This window comes from Bradyrhizobium sp. BLXBL-01, assembly GCF_051853025.1.
Classification (GTDB): domain Bacteria; phylum Pseudomonadota; class Alphaproteobacteria; order Rhizobiales; family Xanthobacteraceae; genus Bradyrhizobium.
This window is the reverse complement of record NZ_CP182471.1, coordinates 3,457,598-3,474,253: the sequence shown is the minus strand read 5'-3', so window position 1 is coordinate 3,474,253 and position 16,656 is coordinate 3,457,598. Positions and strand designations below refer to the sequence as shown.

Annotated in this window: 28 protein-coding genes; all 28 read right to left on the bottom strand. The window is 63.9% G+C overall.

What is annotated here, in order from left to right; all coding sequences use genetic code 11:
• Positions 1-13: 13 nt before the first annotated feature.
• The 28 genes from ACNJYA_RS15980 to tuf all read right to left on the bottom strand — a co-directional run bounded on the left by ACNJYA_RS15980 (position 14) and on the right by tuf (position 16,649).
• Complete coding sequence (locus ACNJYA_RS15980; protein WP_029674561.1) at positions 14-1,045, bottom strand: DNA-directed RNA polymerase subunit alpha; 1,032 nt, start codon at positions 1,043-1,045, stop codon at positions 14-16.
• 115 nt (positions 1,046-1,160) lie between these two features.
• Positions 1,161-1,550, bottom strand: coding sequence for a 30S ribosomal protein S11 (rpsK, locus tag ACNJYA_RS15975; RefSeq protein WP_007603045.1), 390 nt, complete (start codon positions 1,548-1,550; stop codon positions 1,161-1,163).
• A 122-nt stretch (positions 1,551-1,672) separates the two neighbouring features.
• The gene (gene rpsM / locus ACNJYA_RS15970) at positions 1,673-2,041 is read right to left on the bottom strand and encodes a 30S ribosomal protein S13 (protein ID WP_008549231.1); all 369 of its coding nucleotides are present in this window, start codon (positions 2,039-2,041) and stop codon (positions 1,673-1,675) included.
• A 187-nt stretch (positions 2,042-2,228) separates the two neighbouring features.
• Entirely contained in the window at positions 2,229-3,071 is an 843-nt protein-coding gene (locus ACNJYA_RS15965; RefSeq protein WP_172783205.1) for an adenylate kinase, read from the bottom strand.
• On the bottom strand, positions 3,068-4,279 hold the full coding sequence (locus tag ACNJYA_RS15960; protein WP_172783204.1) for a preprotein translocase subunit SecY: 1,212 nt from the start codon (positions 4,277-4,279) through the stop codon (positions 3,068-3,070). The genes ACNJYA_RS15965 and ACNJYA_RS15960 overlap by 4 nt, the downstream gene beginning before the upstream one ends.
• Positions 4,276-5,607: a preprotein translocase subunit SecY gene (secY, locus tag ACNJYA_RS15955; RefSeq protein ID WP_172783203.1), complete on the bottom strand. Its 1,332-nt coding sequence runs from the start codon at positions 5,605-5,607 to the stop codon at positions 4,276-4,278. The genes ACNJYA_RS15960 and secY overlap by 4 nt, the downstream gene beginning before the upstream one ends.
• A gap of 148 nt (positions 5,608-5,755) precedes the next feature.
• A complete protein-coding gene (gene rplO, locus ACNJYA_RS15950) occupies positions 5,756-6,241 on the bottom strand; it encodes a 50S ribosomal protein L15 (protein WP_025036983.1) in 486 nt (161 codons plus the stop codon).
• A 75-nt stretch (positions 6,242-6,316) separates the two neighbouring features.
• Entirely contained in the window at positions 6,317-6,511 is a 195-nt protein-coding gene (rpmD, locus tag ACNJYA_RS15945; protein WP_025036984.1) for a 50S ribosomal protein L30, read from the bottom strand.
• Positions 6,512-6,536: 25 nt separating this feature from the next.
• Positions 6,537-7,133, bottom strand: a complete 597-nt coding sequence (gene rpsE, locus ACNJYA_RS15940; protein WP_014494507.1) for a 30S ribosomal protein S5 — start codon at positions 7,131-7,133, stop codon at positions 6,537-6,539.
• 47 nt (positions 7,134-7,180) lie between these two features.
• Positions 7,181-7,543 (bottom strand): 50S ribosomal protein L18, encoded by a 363-nt coding sequence (gene rplR / locus ACNJYA_RS15935; protein ID WP_024342458.1) that lies wholly within the window; start codon positions 7,541-7,543, stop codon positions 7,181-7,183.
• An 11-nt stretch (positions 7,544-7,554) separates the two neighbouring features.
• Positions 7,555-8,088, bottom strand: a complete 534-nt coding sequence (rplF, locus tag ACNJYA_RS15930) for a 50S ribosomal protein L6 (protein ID WP_172783202.1) — start codon at positions 8,086-8,088, stop codon at positions 7,555-7,557.
• Between the two features lie 16 nt (positions 8,089-8,104).
• Entirely contained in the window at positions 8,105-8,503 is a 399-nt protein-coding gene (gene rpsH / locus ACNJYA_RS15925) for a 30S ribosomal protein S8 (RefSeq protein WP_018322269.1), read from the bottom strand.
• Positions 8,504-8,517: 14 nt separating this feature from the next.
• On the bottom strand, positions 8,518-8,823 hold the full coding sequence (gene rpsN, locus ACNJYA_RS15920; protein WP_028137018.1) for a 30S ribosomal protein S14: 306 nt from the start codon (positions 8,821-8,823) through the stop codon (positions 8,518-8,520).
• Positions 8,824-8,869: 46 nt separating this feature from the next.
• The gene (gene rplE, locus ACNJYA_RS15915) at positions 8,870-9,427 is read right to left on the bottom strand and encodes a 50S ribosomal protein L5 (protein WP_025036988.1); all 558 of its coding nucleotides are present in this window, start codon (positions 9,425-9,427) and stop codon (positions 8,870-8,872) included.
• Positions 9,420-9,734: a 50S ribosomal protein L24 gene (gene rplX / locus ACNJYA_RS15910; RefSeq protein WP_011088142.1), complete on the bottom strand. Its 315-nt coding sequence runs from the start codon at positions 9,732-9,734 to the stop codon at positions 9,420-9,422. Before rplX ends, rplE begins: the two co-directional genes overlap by 8 nt.
• Positions 9,734-10,102 (bottom strand): 50S ribosomal protein L14, encoded by a 369-nt coding sequence (gene rplN, locus ACNJYA_RS15905; protein ID WP_007603030.1) that lies wholly within the window; start codon positions 10,100-10,102, stop codon positions 9,734-9,736. The genes rplX and rplN overlap by 1 nt, the downstream gene beginning before the upstream one ends.
• Positions 10,103-10,186: 84 nt before the next feature.
• Complete coding sequence (gene rpsQ / locus ACNJYA_RS15900) at positions 10,187-10,435, bottom strand: 30S ribosomal protein S17 (protein ID WP_024342452.1); 249 nt, start codon at positions 10,433-10,435, stop codon at positions 10,187-10,189.
• A 13-nt stretch (positions 10,436-10,448) separates the two neighbouring features.
• Positions 10,449-10,655 carry a 50S ribosomal protein L29 gene (gene rpmC / locus ACNJYA_RS15895; RefSeq protein WP_025036989.1) on the bottom strand — a complete coding sequence of 69 codons (207 nt, stop codon included), beginning with the start codon at positions 10,653-10,655 and terminating at the stop codon, positions 10,449-10,451.
• Between the two features lie 5 nt (positions 10,656-10,660).
• Positions 10,661-11,074 (bottom strand): 50S ribosomal protein L16, encoded by a 414-nt coding sequence (rplP, locus tag ACNJYA_RS15890; RefSeq protein WP_008136349.1) that lies wholly within the window; start codon positions 11,072-11,074, stop codon positions 10,661-10,663.
• Between the two features lie 30 nt (positions 11,075-11,104).
• The gene (rpsC, locus tag ACNJYA_RS15885; RefSeq protein ID WP_061876881.1) at positions 11,105-11,830 is read right to left on the bottom strand and encodes a 30S ribosomal protein S3; all 726 of its coding nucleotides are present in this window, start codon (positions 11,828-11,830) and stop codon (positions 11,105-11,107) included.
• 17 nt (positions 11,831-11,847) lie between these two features.
• On the bottom strand, positions 11,848-12,234 hold the full coding sequence (gene rplV / locus ACNJYA_RS15880) for a 50S ribosomal protein L22 (protein WP_024342451.1): 387 nt from the start codon (positions 12,232-12,234) through the stop codon (positions 11,848-11,850).
• 10 nt (positions 12,235-12,244) lie between these two features.
• Complete coding sequence (gene rpsS / locus ACNJYA_RS15875) at positions 12,245-12,523, bottom strand: 30S ribosomal protein S19 (protein WP_008136357.1); 279 nt, start codon at positions 12,521-12,523, stop codon at positions 12,245-12,247.
• A gap of 12 nt (positions 12,524-12,535) precedes the next feature.
• Entirely contained in the window at positions 12,536-13,369 is an 834-nt protein-coding gene (rplB, locus tag ACNJYA_RS15870) for a 50S ribosomal protein L2 (protein ID WP_172783201.1), read from the bottom strand.
• Between the two features lie 12 nt (positions 13,370-13,381).
• The gene (locus tag ACNJYA_RS15865; RefSeq protein WP_025036992.1) at positions 13,382-13,684 is read right to left on the bottom strand and encodes a 50S ribosomal protein L23; all 303 of its coding nucleotides are present in this window, start codon (positions 13,682-13,684) and stop codon (positions 13,382-13,384) included.
• Complete coding sequence (gene rplD, locus ACNJYA_RS15860; protein WP_018647243.1) at positions 13,681-14,301, bottom strand: 50S ribosomal protein L4; 621 nt, start codon at positions 14,299-14,301, stop codon at positions 13,681-13,683. The genes ACNJYA_RS15865 and rplD overlap by 4 nt, the downstream gene beginning before the upstream one ends.
• 1 nt (position 14,302) lies before the next feature.
• Positions 14,303-15,016, bottom strand: a complete 714-nt coding sequence (gene rplC, locus ACNJYA_RS15855; RefSeq protein ID WP_025036993.1) for a 50S ribosomal protein L3 — start codon at positions 15,014-15,016, stop codon at positions 14,303-14,305.
• Positions 15,017-15,068: 52 nt separating this feature from the next.
• Positions 15,069-15,377, bottom strand: a complete 309-nt coding sequence (gene rpsJ, locus ACNJYA_RS15850) for a 30S ribosomal protein S10 (protein ID WP_002712302.1) — start codon at positions 15,375-15,377, stop codon at positions 15,069-15,071.
• A gap of 81 nt (positions 15,378-15,458) precedes the next feature.
• Positions 15,459-16,649, bottom strand: coding sequence for an elongation factor Tu (gene tuf / locus ACNJYA_RS15845; RefSeq protein ID WP_025036994.1), 1,191 nt, complete (start codon positions 16,647-16,649; stop codon positions 15,459-15,461).
• Positions 16,650-16,656 lie beyond the last annotated feature (7 nt).

Below are 16,656 nucleotides of genomic sequence, written 5' to 3'. Positions count from 1 at the left end.
ACGGTGAAGTCGATCAGTAATGATCCTCGAAGCGCTTGGCGAGCTCGTCGATGTTCTCCGGCGGCCAGCCCGGCACTTCCATGCCGAGGTGCAGACCCATCTGGGCCAGCACTTCCTTGATCTCGTTCAGCGACTTGCGGCCGAAGTTCGGGGTGCGGAGCATTTCCGCCTCGCTCTTCTGCACGAGGTCGCCGATGTAGACGATGTTGTCGTTCTTCAGGCAGTTGGCCGAACGCACCGACAGCTCGAGCTCGTCCACCTTCTTGAGGAAGGCCGGGTTGAAGGCGAGGTCCGGGATGATCTCCTGGGCGACTTCCTTGCGCGGCTCTTCGAAGTTGACGAACACGTTGAGCTGATCCTGCAGGATGCGGGCAGCGTAAGCCACCGAGTCATCCGGCGTGATCGCGCCGTTGGTCTCGATCGTCATGGTCAGCTTGTCGTAGTCGAGGATCTGGCCCTCGCGGGTGTTCTCGACCTTGTAGGAGACCTTGCGGACCGGCGAGTACAGGCTGTCGACCGGGATCAGGCCGATCGGCGCGTCCTCGGGACGATTGCGCTCGGCGGGCACGTAGCCCTTGCCGGTCGAGACCGTGAACTCCATGCGGATCTCGGCGCCCTCGTCGAGCGTGCAGATCTGCAGATCGGGATTGAGCACGACCACATCGCCGACGGTCTGGATGTCGCCGGCGGTGACGACGCCCGGACCCTGCTTCTTCACGACCATGCGCTTGGGGCCTTCGCCCTGCATCTTGATCGAGATGTCCTTGATGTTCAGCACGATGTCGGTGACGTCCTCACGGACGCCCGCGATCGAGGAGAACTCGTGCAGCACGCCGTCGATGTGCACCGACTGCACGGCCGCGCCCTGAAGCGAGGAGAGCAGGATGCGGCGCAGCGCATTGCCGAGGGTCTGGCCGAAACCACGCTCGAGCGGCTCGGCGACGATGGTCGCAAAACGCGAGGGATCGCTGCCAGGCGTGACCTGGAGCTTGTTCGGCCTAATCAGTTCTTGCCAATTTTTCTGGATCGTCACTGTTTCACCCATACAGGCCAGTCGATTTGACGGTGCAAATACTGGCGTTGGAGAAAGGCCGCAGATCATTCCCGCGGCTTCTTGCAAAGTCACTGCGGGCGCCGATGCGCCCGCAGCTCGTCAAAAATCAAACGCGACGACGCTTGCGCGGACGGCAACCGTTGTGCGGGATCGTGGTCACGTCGCGGATCGAGGTGACGGTGAAGCCGGCGGCCTGGAGCGCGCGGAGCGCCGATTCGCGGCCCGAACCGGGACCGGCGACCTCGACTTCCAGCGTGCGCATGCCGTGCTCCTGCGCCTTCTTGGACACGTCCTCGGCGGCAACCTGCGCGGCGTACGGGGTCGACTTGCGCGAGCCCTTGAAGCCCATCGTGCCGGCCGAAGACCAGGCGATCGTGTTGCCCTGCGCGTCGGTGATGGTGATGGTCGTGTTGTTGAACGACGAGTTCACATGCGCGACGCCGGAGGCGATGTTCTTGCGCTCACGACGACGAACGCGGGTGGCTTCCTTGCCCATTGAGTCCCTTTCCTGAAGATCTCAAACGCCGCCGTAATGCCAGCGGCTACACCTGTGGAACGAAAAGCGCGTGGCGAACGGGCCTCCCCGCATCGCCACACGCCGTGACTGGATTCGAAAACTTACTTCTTCTTGCCGGCGATGGCCTTGGCCGGGCCCTTGCGCGTGCGCGCATTGGTGTGGGTCCGCTGACCGCGCACCGGCAGACCGCGACGATGACGCAGGCCGCGATAGCAGCCGAGGTCCATCAGACGCTTGATGTTGATGCCGACCTCACGACGCAGGTCGCCCTCGACGAGATAGTCGCGGTCGATGACTTCGCGGATCTGGAGCACTTCGGCGTCGCTGAGCTGGTTGACGCGACGATCCACGGGGATCTTGACCTTCTCCAGGATCTCACCGGCGATCTTCTGACCGATGCCATGGATGTACTGGAGCGCGATCAGCACGCGCTTGTTGGTGGGAATGTTCACGCCGGCAATACGGGCCACGGCCTTCTCTCCTGTTGCCGACCCCTCGTCAGGAATCGGGCTTTAAGTGCTTGCGTTCTCGGGCAGGTGTTCACAAACGCGAACACGACGCCCACCCCCGGTCTTCCTGGGGCCCGGCATCGTCTGAAACTATCCGACTTGGATGCGGGGCTTATTAGGGGATTCCAGGGGCTTTCGTCAACCGCTGCTAGCGTTTGGCTCGCTTTTTCGTGACCTTTTTTGCAGCCTTTTTGGCACCCTTTTTGACGGCCTTCTTGGCGGTCTTTTTGGCTGCCTTTTTGACCGTCTTCTTGGCGGTTTTCTTGGCCTTTTTGGCGGTTTTGGCCGATTTGGCGGCCTTCTTGGCAGCCTTCGCCGGCTTTTGGGGCGATTTCTTCCCCGCCTTGGCCTTCTTGGCCGGCGCCGCCTTGGCGGCGCTCCGGGCATGTGTCTTGGGCTCGACCGCCCCCAGCGCCAGGAGCTGGCGGTGGATGGCGCGGGTGACCTCGTCGATGGCCATCATGCCGTCGATGGTCGAGAGCTTCCGACGCTCGGAATAGTAGTGAATCAGCGGTTCCGTCTGGCTGCGGTAGCTGGCCAGCCGCTTGGTCAGGACCTCCGGGGTGTCGTCGAGCCGGACCTCCTCGCCGCGCTCCCGCATCTGGGCGACGCGGGTCTCGACGCGGCTCAGAAGCGCGCTCTCGTTGACCCGGAGCTCGATCACGGCGTCGAGCTTGAGATGCTTGCGCTTGAGCAGCTCGTCCAGCGCCTCGGCCTGCGGCACGGTGCGCGGAAAACCGTCGAGGATGAAACCGTTCTTGGCGTCCGGCTGGTCGATGCGGTCGGAAATGATTCCCACCACGACGTCATCGGGCACGAGGCCGCCGCTGGCCATGATCTCCTTGGCCTTCAACCCGACCGGGGTGCCGGCCGCAACCGCGGCACGCAGCATCTCGCCGGTCGAGAGCTGGACGATGCCATAGCGCTGCACCAAGAGCTGGGCCTGAGTCCCCTTGCCCGACCCCGGCGGTCCCAGAAGTATAATTCTCATCGGCGTACGCCCCCCGGATTGGTGAGCGATACGTCGCGCACCTGTGCTTTGATATCAAGAGCGGTGCAAACCACAACCAGCGCCCCACCGCCATTGACGACCATACTATAAGGCAGCCCGATCCCGTAAAGCTCGAACACCTCCGGAATCAACTGCAACGCCGTCAGGTAGACGGCTCCGACGACTGTCGTCAATGACACCACGCGATCGAGATAGTCGGCCGTGGCTTCACCCCGAGCGACACCGGGAATGGTGCCGCCACGATCCGCCAGGGATTTGGCCGTGTGTTCGGGATCGACGACATAGGCGGTATAGACGAAGGCGAGCACGAACACGGCGATCGACACGAGAATGACGTGCACCGGCTGCCCGAGCTGGAGATGCCGGTAGGCCGCGGCGACGAGGGGATGATCGCTGCCCAGAAGGAAGCCTGCAAAGGCAAGCGGCAGATAGAATATCCACGGCGCTACGGTGACGGGAATCAGGAACCCGGCGCTGTTGAGCTTGATCGGCAGCATCGCATCGCGCACAGGCAGTTGCCGCGTGCCGACGCTGTGTGCGGCGAACTGGACCCGGATATTTCGCCGCGCGCCTTCGACAAGCACGATCACGACGACGGTCGCGATCCAGAACACGACATGGCCGAGCACAAGATTGCCCGAGATCGCCCCACTCCGCATGAGATCCGCGATACCGGTAATGTTTTGCGGAATGGCGACGATGAAGCCCGCGCTCAAGATCAACGCCAGGCCATTGCCAATGCCGTAGCGGGTCATCTGTTCGCTGAGCCACACCAGCACGAAGACGCCGCCGACCATCGAGGCCGTAGCCGTCGTCACGAACCAGCCGTCGGGATTTTTGACGAGGCCCGGGATCGACGTCAGTGCCGAGGCGATGCCGTAGGCCTGAAAGGCCGCAAGCCCGAGTGTGAGCCCGAGCGTGGCGCGCGCGATCTTCCGCCGTCCGCCCTCGCCCGACCGTTCGAGCGAATTCAGGCCGCGCCACACCACGGAGAGCAGCCGGATGAAGATTGCCGCAGTCAGATAGGGAATGAGGCCGAGCGCAAAGATCGAAAGCCGGGAGACGAGATCCAGCGTCGGCGAGACGTCGGAGAGATCCAGTCCCGGAATCGGGACCTGCGTGCCGAGCCTGAAAAGGAGCAGTGCGCCGATCGTGAAAGCGATTCGGCGCGCGAGCTCCCTGCTCATCTACGGCGGCCTCGCAGCTTGGACTTGCGGATCAGGCCTTCGTACTGGTGCGCCAGCAGATAGCCTTGCACCTGGGCCACCGTGTCCATGGTGACGCTGACGACGATCAAGAGCGAGGTGCCGCCGAAATAGAACGGCACCGAGGCGTAGGAGATCAGGATTTCCGGGATCAAGCAGACGATGGCGAGATAGATCGCGCCCAGCACGGTGATGCGCGACAGCACATAGTCGATGTATTCCGCGGTGCGCTCGCCCGGGCGAATGCCCGGAATGAAGCCGCCGTGCTTCTTCAGATTGTCCGCGGTCTCGGTCGGGTTGAACACGATCGCGGTGTAGAAGAAGGCGAAGAACACGATCAGCGCCAGATACATGATCAGGAACAGCGGGCGGCCATGGCCGAGCTGGGTGGTGATCCACTGGAACCACTCCGGCCCGCTTCCCGTGTTGAAGTTCGCAACCGTGGTCGGCAGCAGCAGCAGCGAGGATGCGAAGATCGGCGGGATCACGCCGGAGGTGTTGAGCTTGAGCGGCAGATGCGAGGACTGGCCCTCGAACATCTTGTTGCCGACCTGGCGCTTCGGATACTGGATCAAGAGCCGGCGCTGGGCGCGCTCCATGAACACGATGAAGGCGATCACGGCGACGGCCATGACGATGACGACCAGGATCAGGCCGGTCGACATCGCGCCCTGACGGCCGAGCTCGAGCATGCCGGCGAGCGCCGCGGGCAGCTCGGCGACGATGCCGGCGAGAATGATCAGCGAGATACCGTTGCCGATGCCGCGCGAGGTGATCTGCTCGCCGAGCCACATCAGGAACATGGTGCCGCCGGTCAGCGTGATCGCCGTGGACAGGCGGAAGAACAAGCCGGGGTCGGCGACGACGTTGCCGGCGCCTTCGAGGCCCACCGCGATGCCGTAGGACTGGAACGCGGCCAGGATGACGGTCAGATAGCGCGTGTACTGGTTCAGCGTCTTGCGGCCGGCCTCACCTTCCTTCTTCAGGGCCTCGAGCTGCGGCGAGACGGTGGTGAGGAGCTGGATGATGATCGAGGCCGAGATGTACGGCATGATGTTCAGCGCGAAGATCGCCATGCGGTGGATGCCGCCGCCGGCGAACATGTTGAACATACCGAGAATGCCGCCCGCCTGGGAGCGGAACACCTGCTCCCAGACGTTGGGATCGATGCCGGGCAGCGGGATGTAGGTCCCGAGCCGATAAACGAGCAGCGCACCCAGGGTGAACCAGATGCGCTTCTTCAGTTCGTCGGCCTTGGCAAACGCGCCGAAATTGAGATTGGCTGCCAGTTGTTCCGCTGCAGAGACCATCTTGGACTTTCTCCCGCCGCCTGTTGCGCCGTCATGCCCGCGGCCGGGCTAGTTTAGCGGACGCCGGACATTATCTGGGGCTCGGCTTCGATAAGTCCACGTCCCGCATGCGTAAAGGCCCGCGCGCCGCGGGCCAATGACGCAGTTGTTACGCCGCCTCGCCTTCTTCCTTGGGCTGGGCGAGGATCTTCACCGAGCCGCCGGCCTTCTCGACCGCCGCGATCGCGGTCTTGCTGGCGCCGTGCACTTCGATGTTGAGCTTGGACTTGAGTTCGCCACGGCCGAGCAGCCGCAGGCCGGCCTTGGCGCGGCGCAGCACGCCGCCCTTCACCAGGGCCTCGACGTTGACGACGCTGCCGGCGTCGATCTTCTTGGCATCGACCGCTTCCTGGAGCCGGTCGAGATTGATCTCGGCGAACTCGACGCGGAAGATGTTGTTGAAGCCGCGCTTGGGCAGACGGCGATGCATCGGCATCTGGCCGCCTTCGAAACCCTTGATGCGCACGCCCGAACGCGCGGTCTGGCCCTTGCCGCCGCGGCCGGACTGCTTGCCCTTGCCGGAACCGATGCCGCGGCCGACGCGCATACGCTTCTTGCGCGAGCCGGCGTTGTCGGCGATATCGCTGAGCTTCATCGCCCTTCTCCTTGTGTCTTGCGCACGATCTTCACCGAAAACCGCTTCCGGCTTTCCGGGACCGTTCGCCTTTGCTTACTTCTCGTCGATGATGCGGACGAGATGGTGAACTTTCTCGATCATGCCGCGGACCGCCGGGGTATCCGGCAGTTCGCTGGTACGGCCGATCTTGTTGAGCTTGAGCCCGATCAGGGTCGAACGCTGCGAGTGATGGCGGCGGATCGCGCTGCCGGTCTGCTCGACCTTGATCGTCTTTGCGGCCTTGGCCATGGGAGTCTACTCCGAAAAGCTTCCGTTAGTCGGCGGCCGCCTCGGCATCGCCGCCGATACGACGGGACTGGAGGGTGGACACCTTGATGTTGCGGCGGGCTGCGACCGAACGCGGCGAATCCTGGTGCTTCAGCGCGTCGAAGGTCGCGCGCACCATGTTGTACGGGTTCGACGAGCCGATCGACTTCGCCACCACGTCCTGGACGCCGAGCGTCTCGAACACGGCGCGCATCGGGCCGCCGGCGATGATGCCGGTACCGGCCGGAGCTGCACGCAGGTAGACACGGCCCGCGCCATGACGGCCGGCGATGTCGTGATGGAGCGTGCGGCCCTCGCGCAGCGACACCCGCGTCAGGTTGCGCTTGGCGGACTCGGTCGCCTTGCGGATCGCCTCAGGCACTTCGCGCGCCTTGCCGTGACCGAAGCCGGCGCGGCCCTTCTGGTCGCCGATCACGACCAGCGCCGCGAAACCGAAGCGCTTGCCGCCCTTGACGACCTTGGCCACGCGGTTGATGTGGACGAGCTTGTCGACGAACTCGCTGTCGCGCTCCTCGCGCTCCCTGCGTTCACGTCCGCCGCCGCGTTGATCGCGTCCACCACGTTGTTCGCGTTCAGCTGCCATGGTTTTTCCAATCCTTCAGAGGCTTGCGCCTCAATCCTCAAATTCTGTTAGAAGCTCAGCCCGCTCTCACGCGCCGCGTCGGCCAGAGCCTTGACGCGCCCGTGATAGAGATAGCTGCCGCGATCGAACACGACTTCCTTGACGCCCTTCTCGGCGGCGCGCTCGGCCAGCAACTTGCCGACCGCCTTCGCCGCATCGATGTCGGCGCCGGTCTTGCCGCCGTCGCGCATCGACTTCTCGAGCGACGAGGCAGAGGCCAGCGTCTCGCCCTTCAGGTCGTCGATGACCTGGGCGTAGATGTGCTTGGACGAGCGGAACACCGACAGGCGCGGACGGCCGCCGGCGGAACGGCGCAGCTTCAGCCGCACACTCCGCTTGCGCCGGGCATTCGTAACCTTGGCTTTGGACATGACCGGCTCCGTTACTTCTTCTTGCCTTCCTTGCGGAAGATGAATTCGCCAACATACTTCACGCCTTTGCCCTTGTAGGGCTCCGGCGGGCGATAGGAGCGGATCTCGGCGGCGACCTGGCCGACACGCTGGACGTCGCTGCCCGTCACCGTGATCTCGGTCGGCTTCGGCACGGTGATCGTGATCCCCTCGGGGATCGGATAGATCACGTCATGGCTGTAACCGAGCGCGAGCTGCAGATTCTTGCCCTGCATCGCGGCGCGATAGCCGACGCCGGTGATCTCGAGCTTCTTCTCGAAGCCCTTGGTGACGCCTTCGACCAGATTCGCGACCTGGGCGCGAGCGGTGCCGTACAGCGCCCGCGCGCGGTTGGTCTCAGCGCGCGGCTTGACCTTGACCTGGCCGTTCTCGAGCTTCACCTCGACGTCGTCATGAACGACGAACTGAAGCTGGCCCTTCGGCCCCTTCATCTTGACGGTCTGCCCATCGACGGTCGCGGTCACACCCGACGGAACCGCCACAGGCCTTTTGCCAACTCGTGACATGGATGAAAAATCCTTCTCAGAACACCGTGAAGAGGACTTCACCGCCCACATTCGCGTCGCGCGCGCTGTGGTCGGCCATGATCCCCTTCGGCGTCGACAACACCGAAATGCCGAGACCGTTATTCACCCGCGGCAGGTTCTTCACCGAGGCGTAGACACGGCGCCCGGGCTTGGAGACACGTTCGATCTCGCGGATGACGGGCTCGCCGTCGAAATACTTCAGCTCGATCTCGATCTCGCTGCGGCCCGAGGAGTGCTCGAGCGTGGCGTAGCCGCGGATGTAGCCCTCGGACTTGAGGACCTCGAGCACGTTCTCGCGCATCTTCGAACCAGGCGTGGAGACCTTGGTCTTGGAGCGCATCTGCGCGTTGCGGATACGGGTGATCAGATCGCTGATTGGATCGTGCGTAGACATCTAAACGACCCTCCTTACCAGCTGGACTTCACGAGGCCCGGGACCATGCCCTTGGAGCCAAGTTCGCGCAGCGCGATACGGGACAGCTTGTTCTTGCGATAGTTCGAGCGCGGACGGCCCGACAGCTCGCAGCGCAGGCGGATGCGGGTCGCCGACGAGTTGCGCGGCATTTCCGCCAGCTTCAGGGTCGCGGCGAACCGCTCCTCCATCGGCAGCGTCTTGTCGGCGATGATCGCCTTCAACCGCTCGCGCTTGGCGGCGGCGTTCTTCACCATCCGCTTGCGCCGGTTGTTCTTCTCGACTGAACTCTTCTTTGCCATGCTTGGCTCCTGGGTATCCGCGTTTGAGAGGCTCTAAGTCAGCGTCTCACTGCCGGAACGGGAAATTGAAAGCGGTCAACAAGGCCCTCGCCTCTTCGTCGGTCTTGGCCGTGGTGCAGACGGTGATGTCCATACCGCGGGCTTCCGTGACCTTGTCGAAGTCGATCTCGGGGAAAATGATGTGCTCCTTGATGCCGAGCGAGTAGTTGCCGCGGCCGTCGAAGCTCTTCGGGTTCAGGCCGCGGAAGTCGCGCACGCGCGGCAGCGCCACGTTCACCAGGCGATCGATGAACTCGTACATGCGGGCCTTGCGCAGCGTGACCTTGCAGCCGATCGGCTGGTTCTCACGCAGCTTGAAGGTCGCGATCGCGATGCGCGAATAGGTCACGATCGCCTTCTGGCCGGCGATCTGGGTCAATTCGGCAGCGGCGGTCTCGGCCTTCTTGCGGTCGTTGACGGAATCGCCAACGCCCATGTTCAGCACGACCTTGTCCAGGCGCGGAACCTGCATGACGTTCTCGTAACCGAACTTCTCGGTCAGAGCCGTGCGGATCTTCGCGTCATATTCCGCGCGCAGGCGCGGCGTGTAAGCGGCCTCAGCCATCGATCTCAGCTCCCGAGCTCTTGGCGATGCGGACCTTCTTGCCGTCCGCCAGAATCTTGAATCCGACGCGGGTCGGCTTTCCGTCCTTGCCGACATACGCGATGTTGGACAGTTGGATCGGCGCCTCTTTCGAGATGATGCCGCCCTCCTGGGCCTGCGTCTGCTTCTGATGACGCTTGACCATGTTGATGCCGCGCACCAGCGCGGTGCCGGCGTCGGGGCGAACCTCGAACACTTCGCCGGTGCGACCCTTGTCGCGGCCGGTCAGCACGACGACCTTGTCGCCCTTGCGGATCTTCGCAGCCATCACAGCACCTCCGGCGCGAGCGAGATGATCTTCATGTGGTTCTTGGCGCGCAGCTCGCGCGGCACGGGCCCGAAGATACGGGTGCCGACCGGCTCGGACTGGTTGTTGATCAGCACGGCGGCGTTGCGGTCGAAGCGGATGACCGAGCCGTCGGCGCGGCGGATGTCCTTGCGGACGCGCACCACGACGGCCTTCATCACGTCGCCCTTCTTCACCTTGCCACGCGGAATGGCTTCCTTGATCGACACGACGATGATGTCGCCGATCGTGGCGTAGCGGCGCTTGGAGCCCCCGAGCACCTTGATACACATGACACGGCGTGCGCCAGAATTGTCGGCCACGTCGAGGTTGGTCTGCATCTGAATCATTGATGCACCTCGTCCTCTTTCTCTTTGCGCCAGCCCAGCCGGCGCTCAACATTTCCCTGAAGTCAGTCGGCTAAAGCCAACAGATCAGGCGCTTTTCTTGTGTTCGCCCCGGATCACGACCCAGCGCTTCAACTTCGAAATCGGCTTGGTTTCCTCGATCCACACCATGTCGCCCGGCTTGAACTGATTGCTCTCGTCGTGCGCGTGGTAGTTCTTGGAACGGCGGATCGTCTTCTTGTAGATCGGGTGCGTGAAGCGGCGGTCGACGCGCACCACGATGGTCTTGGCTTGCTTGTCGCTGACGACCACGCCCTGCAAAGTACGTTTCGGCATCTTCGTAAGCCTCTTACTTCTTCTTCGCGCGCGTCTGCGCGGCGATGGTCTTGATCCGGGCGATGTCACGGCGGGCCTCGCGCAGGCGCGAGGTGTTCTCGAGCTGCCCGGTGGCGCGCTGGAAGCGCAGGTTGAAGCGCTCCTTCTTCAGGTTCAGGATGGCCTCATCCTGCTGGTCGGGGCTCATCGCGCGGATGTCTTCGATCTTCATCTGGGCCATGGCCATTACTCCGCAATGCGCTCGACGAAGCGCGTCTTGATCGGCAGCTTGGCGGCCGCCAGGGTCAGCGCCTCACGCGCCGTCTGGGTGTTGACGCCGTCGATCTCGAACAGCACCCGGCCCGGCTTGACGCGCGCGACCCACAATTCCGGCGAACCCTTGCCGGAGCCCATGCGGACTTCGGCCGGCTTCTTCGACACCGGAACGTCGGGGAACACGCGGATCCAGACGCGGCCGGCGCGCTTCATGTGGCGGGTCAGCGCGCGGCGGGCGGCTTCGATCTGGCGCGCGGTGACGCGCTCAGGCTCGGTCGCCTTCAGGCCGAACTGGCCGAACGCCAACGTCGCGCCCGAAGACGCAACGCCGTGGATGCGGCCCTTATGCGCCTTCCGGAACTTCGTTTTCTTAGGTTGCATCATGGCTTTAAGCCCTCAAATTCCTGTCTGGCTTTAGGCAGCGGCCGTCTCGCGGCGCTGACGGCCACCGCGATCGCCACTGCCGCCGGTCTCGCCTTCGGCCATTCTCTTGTCCTGGGCCATCGGATCGTGCTCGAGGATCTCGCCCTTGAAGATCCAGACCTTGACGCCGCAGGTGCCGAAGGTCGTGAACGCCGTCGCAACGCCGTAGTCGATGTCGGCACGCAACGTGTGCAGCGGCACGCGGCCTTCGCGGTACCACTCCATGCGCGCGATTTCCGCACCGCCCAGACGACCCGAGCAGTTGATGCGGATGCCTTCCGCGCCGAGACGCATCGCCGACTGCACGGCGCGCTTCATGGCACGGCGGAAAGCCACGCGGCGCTCGAGCTGCTGCGCGATCGACTCGGCCACCAGCGTCGCATCGAGCTCCGGCTTGCGGATTTCGACGATGTTGATGACGACGTCGGACGAGGTGATGTCCGCGACCTTCTTGCGCAACTTGTCGATGTCGGCGCCCTTCTTGCCGATCACCACGCCCGGACGGGCCGAGTGGATGGTGACGCGGCACTTCTTGTGCGGACGCTCGATCACGATGCGGGCGACGGCCGCCTGCTTGAGCTCCTTGTGCAGGATCTCACGGATCTTGACGTCCTCGTGCAGCAGCTTGCCGTATTCCTGCTTGCCGGCGAACCAGCGCGAATCCCAGGTCCGGTTGATGCCGAGGCGCAGACCGATCGGATTGATCTTTTGACCCATCGTGTTCTCCTGCGCCCTTAAGCGGCGGCTTCAGCTTCGACCTGACGAACGATGATCGTCAGCTGCGAAAACGGTTTGTAGACACGGCCCGAGCGGCCACGGCCGCGGGCGGCGAAGCGCTTCATCACGAGGCCGTTGCCGACGAAGGCCTGCGCCACGACGAGATCGTCGACGTCGAGGTCGTGGTTGTTCTCGGCGTTGGCGATCGCCGATTCCAGGCACTTCTTCACGTCGACCGCGATCCGCTTGCGCGAAAACTGCAGGTCGGCGAGCGCGGCAGACGCCTTCCGGCCGCGAATGAGCTGGGCGACCAGGTTGAGCTTCTGCGGGCTCACCCGCAGCATCCGGGCGACCGCCTTGGCCTCGTTCTCGGCGAGGCTCCGTTCGCGCTTAGGTTTGCTCATCGTTTAATCCTCAAGCCTTCTTGGCTTTCTTGTCGCCGGAGTGGCCATGGAAGGTCCGGGTCGGCGAGAACTCGCCGAACTTGTGACCGACCATTTCCTCGTTCACGGCCACCGGCACGTGCTTCTGACCGTTGTAGACGCCGAAGGTCAGACCGACGAATTGCGGCAGGATCGTCGAGCGACGGCTCCAGATCTTGATGACGTCGTGACGGCCGGACGCGCGCGCGGCATCTGCCTTCTTGAGCAGAGAACCCTCGACGAACGGGCCTTTCCAGACTGAACGAACCATGTCCGGCGTTCCTTACTTCTTCCGCTTGTGGCGGCTTAGGAGAATGAATTTGTTGGTCGACTTGTTGGAGCGGGTCTTCTTGCCCTTGGTCGGCTTGCCCCACGGAGTGACCGGGTGACGACCGCCCGAGGTACGACCTTCACCACCGCCGTGCGGATGGTCGATCGGGTTCATCGAAACACCGCGGTTATGCGGCTTGCGGCCCAGCCAACGGTTGCGGCCGGCCTTGCCGATCGAGGTGTTCATGTGATCCGGGTTCGACACCGCGCCGATCGTGCCGCGGCAACGGCCGTGCACCAGGCGCTGCTCGCCCGAATTCAGGCGGATGATGACGTAGTCCTGGTCGCGGCCGACGAGCTGGGCATAGGTCCCCGCCGAACGGGCCAGCTGGCCACCCTTCCCGATCTTGACCTCGATGTTGTGGATGATCGTGCCGACCGGCATGTTGCCGAGCGGCATGACGTTGCCCGGCTTCACGTCGACATAGTTCCCGGCCACGATGGTGTCGCCCACGGCCAGACGCTGCGGCGCCAGGATATAGGCCTGCTCGCCGTCCTGGTACTTGATCAGCGCGATGAACGCAGTGCGGTTCGGATCGTATTCCAGCCGCTCGACCGTCGCGGGCGCATCGACCTTGTCGCGCTTGAAGTCGACGAGGCGCAGCGTCTGCTTGTGACCGCCGCCGCGGAAGCGCACGGTGATGCGACCGGTGTTGTTGCGACCGCCCGAGGACTTCTTGCCTTCGGTGAGCGCCTTGACCGGCTTGCCCTTGTACAGGGCCGAACGATCGACCATGACCAGCTGGCGCTGGCCCGGCGTCGTGGGATTGAATGTCTTCAGTGCCATCGTCGTACGACCTTACAGACCGGTGGTGACGTCGATCCGGTGACCCTCTTCGAGGGTCACGATCGCGCGTTTGCTGTTCGACTGCGAGCCGATGGTGCCGCGGAAGGCCTTGACCTTGCCCTTGCGGACCAGCGTGTTGACGCTCTTGACCTTGACGTCGAACAGCTTCTCGATCGCTTCCTTGATCTGCGGCTTGGTCGCCTTGGCGGCCACCTTGAACAGCACCTTGTTGTGCTCCGAAGCGATCGTCGCCTTTTCGGTCACGACCGGCGACAGGATCACGTCGTAGTGGCGAGGCTCGATGTTCTTGCTCATTTGAAGCGCGCCTCCAGCGCATCGATGGCGGCCTTGGTCAGAACGAGCTTCTGACGGCGCAGGATGTCATAGACGTTGATGCCCTGGATCGGCAGCACGTCCATGTTCGGGATGTTGCGGGCCGCAGCGGCGAAGCCGTTGTTGAGCTCGGCACCGTCGATGATCAGCGCGTTGGTGAGGCCGAGGCCCGAGAAGTGGCCGAGCAGCGCCTTGGTCTTGGCGGCTTCCAGCGCGGCCTTCTCGATCACGACGAGATCGCCGTCCTTGGCCTTGGCCGAGAGCGCATGCTTCAGTGCGAGCGCACGGACCTTCTTCGGCAGGTCGGTGGCGTGCGAACGCACCACCGGACCGAAGGCACGACCGCCGCCGCGGAACTGCGGCACGCGGGCCGAGCCGTGACGAGCACCGCCGGTGCCCTTCTGCTTGTACATCTTCTTGCCGGTGCGCCAGATCTCGGCGCGGCCCTTGGCCTTGTGCGTGCCGGCCTGGCGCTTGTTGAGCTGCCACTGCACGCAGCGCGCGATGATGTCCTCGCGCGGCTCGAGACCGAAAATGGCGTCGGACAGCTGGACGGAGCCGGCTTCCTTACCTTCGAGGGTGGTGACCTTCAATTCCATCTCACGCCTCCTGCGCAGCCGGAGCGGCTTCCGCGTCGCCAGCAACCTTGAACTTGCCGGGCTTCGGAGCTTCCTTCGGCAGCGGCTTCTTGACGGCGTCGCGCACGCGGATCCAGCCGCCCTTGGAGCCGGGAACGGCGCCCTCGACGAGGATCAGGCCACGCTCGACATCGGTCTGGACGACGCGAAGGTTGAGCGTGGTGATGCGGTCGACACCCATGTGGCCGGGCATCTTCTTGTTCTTCCAGGTCTTGCCGGGGTCCTGACGGCCACCGGTCGAACCGATCGAGCGGTGCGAGATCGACACACCGTGCGTGGCGCGCAGACCGCCGAAGTTCCAGCGCTTCATGCCGCCGGCGAAGCCCTTACCGACCGAGGTGCCGGTGACGTCGACGAACTGACCGACGACGAAGTGGTCAGCCTGGATCTCAGCGCCGACCGGGATCATGGCGTCCGCGGTGACGCGGAATTCCTCGACCCGGCGCTTCGGCTCGACCTTGGCGACCGCGAACTGGCCGCGCTCGGCCTTCGGCATGTAAACGGTCTTGCGGCTGCCCGAACCGAGCTGGAGCGCGACGTAACCGTTCTTCTCTTCGGTGCGGTGGCCTACGACCTGGCAATTGCCGAGCTTCAGCACGGTCACGGGGATATGTTCGCCGGCCTCCGTGAAGACCCGCGTCATCCCGACCTTTTGTGCGATCACTCCGGAGCGCATCGGCTTGCTTCCTGTTCTCTTTGTCCGCTTTTGGCGAACGGGATCCAAAATCTTAGAGCTTGATCTCGACGTCGACACCGGCGGCCAGGTCGAGCTTCATCAAAGCATCGACGGTCTGCGGGGTCGGATCGACGATGTCGAGCAGGCGCTTGTGAGTGCGCATCTCGAACTGTTCGCGGCTCTTCTTGTCGACGTGGGGCGAACGGTTGACGGTGAACTTCTCGATGCGGGTGGGCAGCGGGATGGGTCCGCGGACCTGCGCGCCGGTGCGCTTCGCCGTGTTCACGATCTCGCGGGTCGACGTATCGAGGATACGATGGTCGAACGCCTTGAGACGGATACGAATGTTTTGGCCGTTCATTGCCGTGGTCTCTCTTCAGTGGGTGGCGAATAGCGAATAGCGAATGTCACCATTCGCTACTCGCCGTCCCTTTTCTCGTAATTACTCGATGATCGAGGCGACGACGCCGGCGCCGACGGTGCGGCCGCCTTCGCGGATCGCGAAGCGGAGCTTCTCTTCCATCGCGATCGGCACGATCAGGTGCACTTCCATCGCGATGTTGTCGCCCGGCATCACCATCTCGGTGCCTTCCGGCAGGTGCACGACACCGGTCACGTCGGTGGTGCGGAAGTAGAACTGCGGACGGTAGTTGGTGAAGAACGGGGTGTGGCGACCGCCCTCTTCCTTGGTGAGGATGTAGGCCTCAGCCTTGAACTTGGTGTGCGGCTTGACCGAACCCGGCTTGGCCAGAACCTGGCCGCGCTCGACGTCCTCGCGCTTGGTGCCGCGGAGCAGCGCGCCGATGTTGTCGCCGGCCTGGCCCTGATCGAGCAGCTTGCGGAACATTTCGACGCCGGTGACGGTGGTCTTCTGGGTGGCGCGGAGACCGACGATCTCGATTTCCTCGCCGACCTTGACGACGCCGCGCTCGACACGGCCGGTCACGACGGTGCCGCGGCCCGAGATCGAGAACACGTCTTCAACCGGCATCAGGAACGGCTGGTCGATCGGACGCTCCGGCTGCGGGATGTACTCGTCGACGTTCTTCATCAGCTCGAGGATGGCGTCGTGGCCGAGCTTCTTGTCGGAGTCTTCGAGAGCGGCCAGCGCCGAACCCTTGATGATCGGGATCTTGTCGCCGGGGAATTCGTACTTCGAGAGCAGCTCGCGGACTTCGAGCTCGACGAGCTCGAGCAGCTCCGGATCGTCGACCATGTCGCACTTGTTGAGGAACACCACGAGCGCGGGCACGCCGACCTGGCGGGCGAGCAGGATGTGCTCGCGGGTCTGCGGCATCGGGCCGTCAGCGGCCGACACGACCAGGATCGCGCCGTCCATCTGGGCAGCGCCGGTGATCATGTTCTTCACGTAGTCGGCGTGGCCGGGGCAGTCGACGTGGGCGTAGTGCCGGTTCGGCGTCTCGTACTCGACGTGCGCGGTCGAGATGGTGATGCCGCGGGCCTTCTCTTCCGGCGCCTTGTCGATCTGGTCGTACGCGGTGAACGTCGCACCGCCGGCTTCGGCGAGAACCTTGGTGATCGCCGCGGTCAGCGACGTCTTGCCATGGTCGACGTGACCGATGGTGCCGATGTTGCAGTGCGGCTTGGTACGTTCAAACTTTGCTTTGGCCATTTGACTC

Excerpts from the sequence above, each read along its gene's own strand:
- ACNJYA_RS15980 (WP_029674561.1), bottom strand. The coding sequence starts at position 1,045 with ATGGGTGAAACAGTGACGATCCAGAAAAATTGGCAAGAACTGATTAGG.
- rpsK (WP_007603045.1), bottom strand. The coding sequence starts at position 1,550 with ATGGGCAAGGAAGCCACCCGCGTTCGTCGTCGTGAGCGCAAGAACATC.
- ACNJYA_RS15965 (WP_172783205.1), bottom strand. The coding sequence starts at position 3,071 with ATGAGAATTATACTTCTGGGACCGCCGGGGTCGGGCAAGGGGACTCAG.
- ACNJYA_RS15960 (WP_172783204.1), bottom strand. The coding sequence starts at position 4,279 with ATGAGCAGGGAGCTCGCGCGCCGAATCGCTTTCACGATCGGCGCACTG.
- secY (WP_172783203.1), bottom strand. The coding sequence starts at position 5,607 with ATGGTCTCTGCAGCGGAACAACTGGCAGCCAATCTCAATTTCGGCGCG.
- rplO (WP_025036983.1), bottom strand. The coding sequence starts at position 6,241 with ATGAAGCTCAGCGATATCGCCGACAACGCCGGCTCGCGCAAGAAGCGT.
- rpmD (WP_025036984.1), bottom strand. The coding sequence starts at position 6,511 with ATGGCCAAGGCCGCAAAGACGATCAAGGTCGAGCAGACCGGCAGCGCG.
- rpsE (WP_014494507.1), bottom strand. The coding sequence starts at position 7,133 with ATGGCAGCTGAACGCGAACAACGTGGTGGACGCGATCAACGCGGCGGC.
- rplR (WP_024342458.1), bottom strand. The coding sequence starts at position 7,543 with ATGTCCAAAGCCAAGGTTACGAATGCCCGGCGCAAGCGGAGTGTGCGG.
- rplF (WP_172783202.1), bottom strand. The coding sequence starts at position 8,088 with ATGTCACGAGTTGGCAAAAGGCCTGTGGCGGTTCCGTCGGGTGTGACC.
- rpsH (WP_018322269.1), bottom strand. The coding sequence starts at position 8,503 with ATGTCTACGCACGATCCAATCAGCGATCTGATCACCCGTATCCGCAAC.
- rpsN (WP_028137018.1), bottom strand. The coding sequence starts at position 8,823 with ATGGCAAAGAAGAGTTCAGTCGAGAAGAACAACCGGCGCAAGCGGATG.
- rplE (WP_025036988.1), bottom strand. The coding sequence starts at position 9,427 with ATGGCTGAGGCCGCTTACACGCCGCGCCTGCGCGCGGAATATGACGCG.
- rplX (WP_011088142.1), bottom strand. The coding sequence starts at position 9,734 with ATGGCTGCGAAGATCCGCAAGGGCGACAAGGTCGTCGTGCTGACCGGC.
- rplN (WP_007603030.1), bottom strand. The coding sequence starts at position 10,102 with ATGATTCAGATGCAGACCAACCTCGACGTGGCCGACAATTCTGGCGCA.
- rpsQ (WP_024342452.1), bottom strand. The coding sequence starts at position 10,435 with ATGCCGAAACGTACTTTGCAGGGCGTGGTCGTCAGCGACAAGCAAGCC.
- rpmC (WP_025036989.1), bottom strand. The coding sequence starts at position 10,655 with ATGGCCCAGATGAAGATCGAAGACATCCGCGCGATGAGCCCCGACCAG.
- rplP (WP_008136349.1), bottom strand. The coding sequence starts at position 11,074 with ATGATGCAACCTAAGAAAACGAAGTTCCGGAAGGCGCATAAGGGCCGC.
- rpsC (WP_061876881.1), bottom strand. The coding sequence starts at position 11,830 with ATGGGTCAAAAGATCAATCCGATCGGTCTGCGCCTCGGCATCAACCGG.
- rplV (WP_024342451.1), bottom strand. The coding sequence starts at position 12,234 with ATGAGCAAACCTAAGCGCGAACGGAGCCTCGCCGAGAACGAGGCCAAG.
- rpsS (WP_008136357.1), bottom strand. The coding sequence starts at position 12,523 with ATGGTTCGTTCAGTCTGGAAAGGCCCGTTCGTCGAGGGTTCTCTGCTC.
- rplB (WP_172783201.1), bottom strand. The coding sequence starts at position 13,369 with ATGGCACTGAAGACATTCAATCCCACGACGCCGGGCCAGCGCCAGCTG.
- ACNJYA_RS15865 (WP_025036992.1), bottom strand. The coding sequence starts at position 13,684 with ATGAGCAAGAACATCGAGCCTCGCCACTACGACGTGATCCTGTCGCCG.
- rplD (WP_018647243.1), bottom strand. The coding sequence starts at position 14,301 with ATGGAATTGAAGGTCACCACCCTCGAAGGTAAGGAAGCCGGCTCCGTC.
- rplC (WP_025036993.1), bottom strand. The coding sequence starts at position 15,016 with ATGCGCTCCGGAGTGATCGCACAAAAGGTCGGGATGACGCGGGTCTTC.
- rpsJ (WP_002712302.1), bottom strand. The coding sequence starts at position 15,377 with ATGAACGGCCAAAACATTCGTATCCGTCTCAAGGCGTTCGACCATCGT.
- tuf (WP_025036994.1), bottom strand. The coding sequence starts at position 16,649 with ATGGCCAAAGCAAAGTTTGAACGTACCAAGCCGCACTGCAACATCGGC.